Source organism: Gordonia sp. 852002-10350_SCH5691597, from assembly GCF_001665715.1.
GTDB classification, from domain to species: Bacteria; Actinomycetota; Actinomycetes; order Mycobacteriales; family Mycobacteriaceae; genus Gordonia; species Gordonia sputi.
The window spans coordinates 23,722-29,721 of sequence record NZ_LZMO01000088.1 but is presented as its reverse complement, the minus strand read 5'-3'; the positions used below and the strand labels follow the sequence as shown (position 1 = coordinate 29,721).

The following is a 6,000-nucleotide window of genomic DNA, read 5'->3' as shown; positions in this document are numbered from 1 at the left end:
ATAGGGCGGCGCAGCCACGAGCCGACGCCCTCGCTCTTCGTCGTGCAGAACGGGGCGGCGCAGCCACGAGCCGACGCCCTCGCTCTTCGTCGTGCAGAACGGGGCGGCGCAGCCACGAGCCGACGCTGCCCACCGGCTGCATTGCGTCTGCGGCTGACCGCATAGGGTGATCTGCATGACAACCGACGTGTCCGAGGATCTCGGCAAACTCCTCGACCTGCTCGACGTCGAACGACGTGAGGACGACCTGTTCATCGGGCAGCACCCCGAGCAGAAGACCGCGCGCACCTTTGGCGGTCAGATGCTCGGGCAGGGCGTCGTCGCGGCGGGACGCACCCTGACCCGCGGGAACCCTCCCGTCCACGCATTGCACGCACACTTCATCCGCGGCGGCGACGTCAAGAAGCCCATGGAATACCATGTCGACCGGTTCCGCGACGGCAAGTCATTTGCCAACCGGCAGGTGACCGCGATGCAAGACGACGAGGTCATCTTCACCATGCTCGTCGCATTCCAGGACAACGCCGCGGGCCTCGAGCACGCGGTCGAGATTCCCCAGGTGCCCTATCCGGAAGAGTTGCCGCCGCTTGGCGAGCACTTCAAGGGCTTCGAAGACCGCATTGCCACCTTCGTCAACGCACTGCATCCCATCGACATCCGCTTCGCCAACGATCCGTCATGGAAGATGCGCGAAGCCGGAGAGACGTTGCGCGACAACAGAGTATGGATGAAGACCGACGGCGTCATGCCCGACGATCCGCTACTCCACGTCGCGGCGATGTGCTACGCATCGGACACCACGGTGCTCGACTCGATCATCACGACGCACGGGCTTTCCTGGGGCATCGACCGACTGTTTGCGGCAACTGTCAACCACTCGATGTGGTTCCATCGTGACTTCCGGTTCGACGAGTGGATGCTGTACGCCACGCGATCGCCGGTCGCCACCGGCTCGCGCGGGATGGGCTCGGGCCGATTCTGGAAGCGGGACGGAACCCTTGCGACCTCCGTCGTGCAAGAAGCCCTGATCAAATACTTCCCTCCGAAGGAGTGACACGTAGTGCAGCCGGGATCATGGTCGGGCCAACACCCACAGGCACCGCAACACCCACACGGGCAGGAATATCCCCAGTCGCAGGAATATCCCCAGTCGCAGGAATATCCCCAGTCGCAGGAACATCCAGAGGCGCAGCAATACTCCCACAAGCAGGAGTATCCGCAGACGTTCCAGCAGCCGCAGTACCCGACTGACGCGCAGCAGGGGACAACCGAATTCTGGCTCGACTCGGGTGCCGCGCTGCCGCGACGCGAGTGGCAGCACAAGACTCGCGTACCGGTCATCGTCGGGACGTCGATCGCGATGGTCGTGTTCGCTGGCCTCGCCGTGTCCGCGATTGTGCTCGGGGTCAACTACACACCCCAGTTCACTGCAATCGGAGGTGTCCCGGTCAGCTGCGCGTCATGGGAGACCACCGCCAATGGCGGCACCATTTCCGACAAAACGGTTGTCACCATCTACAGCGAAACGGGCGGAAAACTCGCGACAGCACCGCTTGAGCGCCACAGCACAGAGCAGCAGCAGTGCGTCCTGAGGTTCTCTGCCAAGGGTGTCGACGCCGACAAGAGCGGCTATGTCGTGCACCTGGGAGACACCTTCGCGCAACCGGTTTCGGGTTCGGCGCTGGAGCGTGGAGTGGTTTTCCGCCCCACGTCATGACGCCTGGCGCCACGTGAGAACGATGCGCCTCCCACTGCAGATGCTTCAGGCCCGTGCCTGGCCCGCCGAATGTGCGACACCGATGAACACCCGAGAGTGAGACGACTGATGACCACGACAATCGCGCCGCTGACCCAGGCAGATCGACGGGACTGGGCTCCGCTGTGGGCGGGGTACCTGACGTTCTACGAGCACGAACTGAGCGAGGAACAGTCGGACCTGACGTTCGCCCGAATCCTCGACCCCGACTACCCGATGTTCGGTGCTATCGCGCGCGACGAGACCGGACGGGCGATCGGCATCGTGCACTGGCTGACGCACGCGTCAACGTGGAGCGACGCGCCCTACACGTACCTCGAAGACCTGTTCGTGGCGCCCGACGTCCGTCGGAGCGGCGCTGGGCGTGCGCTCATCGATCACGTGCTCGAGTGGACTCGCAACCAGGGGCTACCGAAGGTCTACTGGCAGACTGCACGTGACAATGCGACGGCCCGTTCGCTGTACGACACGATCGCGTCGAACGACTTCGTCGTCTACGAGGTCGAACTCACCTGAGCCGGCGTGCTGGTTGCGGCGCTGGCCTGACTGCGAGTGCGCTGCGCACACACCGCGAAGCCCCACAGAATCAGCCACACCGACATACCTCCGACCTGGATTCGCTGCGCCAGACCGAGGTAGTAGTCGCCGTGCAGGTTGTCGGCGATCAACATCCACGCGGTGGTCACCGCGACGACGACGAGCACGCCGAGCCCGGCCGTCCGGAGTAGTGGCCAGATCCGCGGGCGCTGCCGGTAAGCCGCCACCACGCCCGCGATCATCGTGATGAAGATGGCGAACACGGCGATCGTGCTGGTCAACGCGTGTATGTGATGCAGCTGGGGGAGAAGCCCGCTCGGTTCGTACGGGCAGTCCTTGTCGACGCCGGGTATGCAATCGATGGGCGCGAGCGCGTCGGCCAATGTCGCTGCGCCGAACACGCCGAACGAGATCACAGCGATCCGCGCGTACACCCCACTCACGATCGGACGCGGAAGGAAGAGGATCAGCGCCGAGGACACCGCGAAGATCGCGGTGAGGATGTCGCCCGTCTCGTACACCGCCCGATGGGGACGGTGAGCGGCGTCGAGTTCGCTGAGGAAGCTGTTCAGCGGGTCGAGCGGACTCGACCAGAAGAACTCGAGCACCCACGAGGAGTAGCAGATGCCGGCCAGTGCGATGAGGATTCCCGCGGTGATACGGCGGGTCGTCGACAACGATGGCATTCGATCAGATTAGTCCACCGAAGAAGGGGCGCCTCACGCCTTACCCCGCTACTCACCCCTGCTGCGACCTGTGCACATTCACGACGACATCGCATGGCGCGCGTCGACGCTCGTGCGGGTCCTCGTGACCAACGCGGGTGTAGTGCGCTTCAGGGTGCGCTCGAGGTCGTCGGCGCGTCCCGAGGACAACAATCGTGCGCGCGCGTCCGAAGCGGTGTCGGGGATGATGACGAGCACATCGTCGTTACGCGCGAGGTCGGCGATATGGTCGGCCAGGATGTCGACGACAGAGTCCTCGTCCGGCGCACGCAGTTCGACCAGGTGGTCGAGGGGGTGAAACCGCCGCCACTCCGCGGCGAAGTCATCGTGCCCGCGAGTCGATTCCCCGTCGGTAGCCCCTTCTCTTGCGTCACCGTCGATGACGACGTGCAGCGCCATGACCTCGCGACCGAATGCGCGTGCAGCGTGCAGCGCGTCGTTGGTGGCACAGCACAGCGGTGACGAGACGGGTACGACGGCGAGGCCCTGGCCGGCGAAGGAGTGTCGACGGTGTTCGCCGGGGTGTGACGTGTCGGCGGCTGTGCGAATGTCGAGTTCCCGTGTGCGTCGATAACTTCTGGCCAGCAACTCCATCGCTGCCACGAGCAGTGCCAGGACGAGGATGACCCAGAGTGAACCCTCGCCGGCTTTCATCACGGTGAGGACCACGGCCGCCACGGCTGTGAGCACGGCGCCGAAGCCGTTGAGAGCCGCGCGTCGTCGCCAACCGTGTGAACGCGTCACCGACCAGTGACGCACCAGCCCGACCTGCGCGAGCGTGAAGCCGATGAACACGCAGATGGCGAACAACGGGACGAGGGCATTGACGTCTCCACCCGAGACGACGATCAGTAGCGCGGATGCCCCCGCGAGGATCAGCACCCCGTTGCGGTACACGCCGTTGCGAGTCCTGCGGGTGAGCCGATGCGGTAGGTGATCGTCGCTCGCAACAACTTTCATCAGTTGCGGCAACCCGCCGAATGACGTGTTCGCAGCCAGAGCGAGCAGCACGATTGTGGCTATCTGCACCACGTAATACATTGCGCCGCGGCCGAATACGCTCTCTGTCAGTTGTGACAGCACGGTGACGCCTGCCTGCGGGTGGATGTGCAGACGCTCCACGAGGGCGGCAATGCCGAGCATCATCGCACCGAGGAGTACACCGAGCGCCACCTCCGCACGCTGCGCGCGACGGATCCGATTCTCTCTGAACTGCGGCGTCGCATTGGCGATGGCTTCGACTCCGGTCAAAGCCGCACAGCCGTTGGAGAATGCCTTGAGTACCAACAGGATTCCGATCGTGCCGACGGTCTGTGAGTCGACCTGCGGGCACTGTGGTTGCCGCCGCTGACGAGGCCGACGACAATCACCGACGCGATGCTCACCACGAACACAACGGTCGGGGTGATGAAAGCCCTGGCGCTGCTGACGATTCCGCGCAGATTGACGGCTGTGATCAGTGCGAGCACCGCGAGCGCGATCCAGACGGTGTAGCGCCCAGCGGAGGGAAATGCGGACGTGAGTGCGGCGGTTCCGGCAGTCACCGATACGGCAACGTTGAGGACATAGTCGATCACGAGCGACGCCGCGGCGACCAATGATGCGCGGCGCCCGAGATGGGCTTTCGCGACAGCGTAGGCGCCGCCACCGTCGGGGAACGCGGCGATCAGTTGTCGATAGGAGAGCACCAACACCGCCAGGAGTACGACGATCGCGGCGCTGACGGGAAGCGTGAGTCCCAACGCGTTGCCACCTGCCGCGGCGAGTGCGAGGACGATTGCCTCGGGCCCGTAGGCGACCGACGCCATCGCATCCAACGAGAGAGCTGCCAGCCCCGTCGTCGCGGTCAGGCGACGCTTGTCGCGTTGAGGTGAAGCTTTTGGCTGGTCAGCCGAGGAGTTCGACAATGATGTCTCGTCGCGCGCCCATGCTCGCGTAAGTGTTCCGGGTAATGCCACGAAGGACGTTGTATCGCTGGTGGATGGGTGCGCGAGCGTCTCTGACGCGAATTTGACGCCGACCGGGCGGTTCTTGACGTAGCTCTACCGCAGACTGCTTCTTACCCCAGACCGGCTTCTTACCCCTGACCACTGTCGCCCGGCGCGGCGCGTGTCAGGCGGCGTGACGGTCGGCGGCGCGAACATCGGCGAGCAATCCGCCGGGATCGACAACCATGATCACGGGTCCGAGGGTGTCGCTCGCGCGCTCGATGACCGCGTCGATCTGCGTCGGATCTGCGGGATCGGCGATGACCGTCACGACCCGATCGCGCACGGCCGCATCGACGTAGGGGACGAGATCGTGACCACGGGTCCCTGCGATGGCGAGGTTCTTCCCCCGATCGAGAATCTGTCGGGCGAGCGAGTGAGCTCGAACGCTGCCGTCCATGATCAGCACGACGGTGTCGGCGTGCGCGGTGCGGATGACTGATGGTTGGTGAGTGATCGTTGTCATGTCACCATCACAGTCGCCGACGCTGCCACCGTGATGGGCGGACGCTGGCAGTCGGCTGGGACCATTGGTCGTGGCCGCATATGCTGGGCCGCCATGAGCACGATGATCGACGACGATGCGCGCTGCCCGTGCGGAACCGGTCTGACCTTCGCCGAGTGCTGCGGGCCGATCCTGCGCGGAGAGCGTCGTGCCCCGACTGCCGAAGCGTTGATGCGATCCCGATTCACCGCGTTCGCCGTCGGCGACCGAAATCACCTGCTGCGCAGCTGGCATCCCGACACCCGACCGGGCGACCTGGAACTCGATGACGGCATGCGGTGGCTGCGTCTCGACATCGAATCGGTGAACGGCGGCGGTCCTTTCGATACGACAGGCACGGTCGAATTCACGGCGTTCTATCGGGCCGATGGACGTCGAGGGCAGATGCACGAACTCTCGACATTCAGCCGATTCGACGGCTCCTGGGTCTACGTCGACGGGACGGTCGAGTAGCGCAGCTTGGCCCCTGCAGTGCGTCCGGGAGAACCG

8 protein-coding genes are annotated in these 6,000 nt (G+C 64.7%); 4 read left to right on the top strand and 4 right to left on the bottom strand.

The annotated features are described in order from the left end of the window. Positions 1 to 175 precede the first annotated feature (175 nt). From A5777_RS06375 to A5777_RS06365, 3 genes are all read left to right on the top strand, one after another. Complete coding sequence (locus A5777_RS06375) at positions 176 to 1,054, top strand: acyl-CoA thioesterase (protein ID WP_005208847.1); 879 nt, start codon at positions 176 to 178, stop codon at positions 1,052 to 1,054. A 6-nt stretch (positions 1,055 to 1,060) separates the two neighbouring features. Further along, on the top strand, positions 1,061 to 1,717 hold the full coding sequence (locus A5777_RS24055) for a hypothetical protein (RefSeq protein WP_082933566.1): 657 nt from the start codon (positions 1,061 to 1,063) through the stop codon (positions 1,715 to 1,717). Positions 1,718 to 1,825: 108 nt separating this feature from the next. Beyond that, positions 1,826 to 2,272 carry a GNAT family N-acetyltransferase gene (locus A5777_RS06365; protein WP_064862022.1) on the top strand — a complete coding sequence of 149 codons (447 nt, stop codon included), beginning with the start codon at positions 1,826 to 1,828 and terminating at the stop codon, positions 2,270 to 2,272. Here the strand turns inward: A5777_RS06365 and A5777_RS06360 are convergent. The 4 genes from A5777_RS06360 to A5777_RS06350 form a co-directional block, all read right to left on the bottom strand. Continuing rightward, positions 2,251 to 2,979 carry a DUF998 domain-containing protein gene (locus tag A5777_RS06360; protein ID WP_064862021.1) on the bottom strand — a complete coding sequence of 243 codons (729 nt, stop codon included), beginning with the start codon at positions 2,977 to 2,979 and terminating at the stop codon, positions 2,251 to 2,253. The genes A5777_RS06365 and A5777_RS06360 overlap by 22 nt on opposite strands. Positions 2,980 to 3,057: 78 nt before the next feature. Further along, a complete protein-coding gene (locus A5777_RS06355; RefSeq protein ID WP_269446989.1) occupies positions 3,058 to 4,269 on the bottom strand; it encodes an APC family permease in 1,212 nt (403 codons plus the stop codon). After that, positions 4,266 to 4,976 carry an amino acid permease gene (locus tag A5777_RS25655; protein WP_267625413.1) on the bottom strand — a complete coding sequence of 237 codons (711 nt, stop codon included), beginning with the start codon at positions 4,974 to 4,976 and terminating at the stop codon, positions 4,266 to 4,268. The genes A5777_RS06355 and A5777_RS25655 overlap by 4 nt, the downstream gene beginning before the upstream one ends. Before the next feature lie 154 nt (positions 4,977 to 5,130). Further along, on the bottom strand, positions 5,131 to 5,472 hold the full coding sequence (locus tag A5777_RS06350) for a hypothetical protein (RefSeq protein WP_064862020.1): 342 nt from the start codon (positions 5,470 to 5,472) through the stop codon (positions 5,131 to 5,133). A gap of 93 nt (positions 5,473 to 5,565) precedes the next feature. Between A5777_RS06350 and A5777_RS06345 the strand changes: the two genes are divergently transcribed. Next, positions 5,566 to 5,964 carry a YchJ family protein gene (locus A5777_RS06345; RefSeq protein WP_064862019.1) on the top strand — a complete coding sequence of 133 codons (399 nt, stop codon included), beginning with the start codon at positions 5,566 to 5,568 and terminating at the stop codon, positions 5,962 to 5,964. Positions 5,965 to 6,000 lie beyond the last annotated feature (36 nt).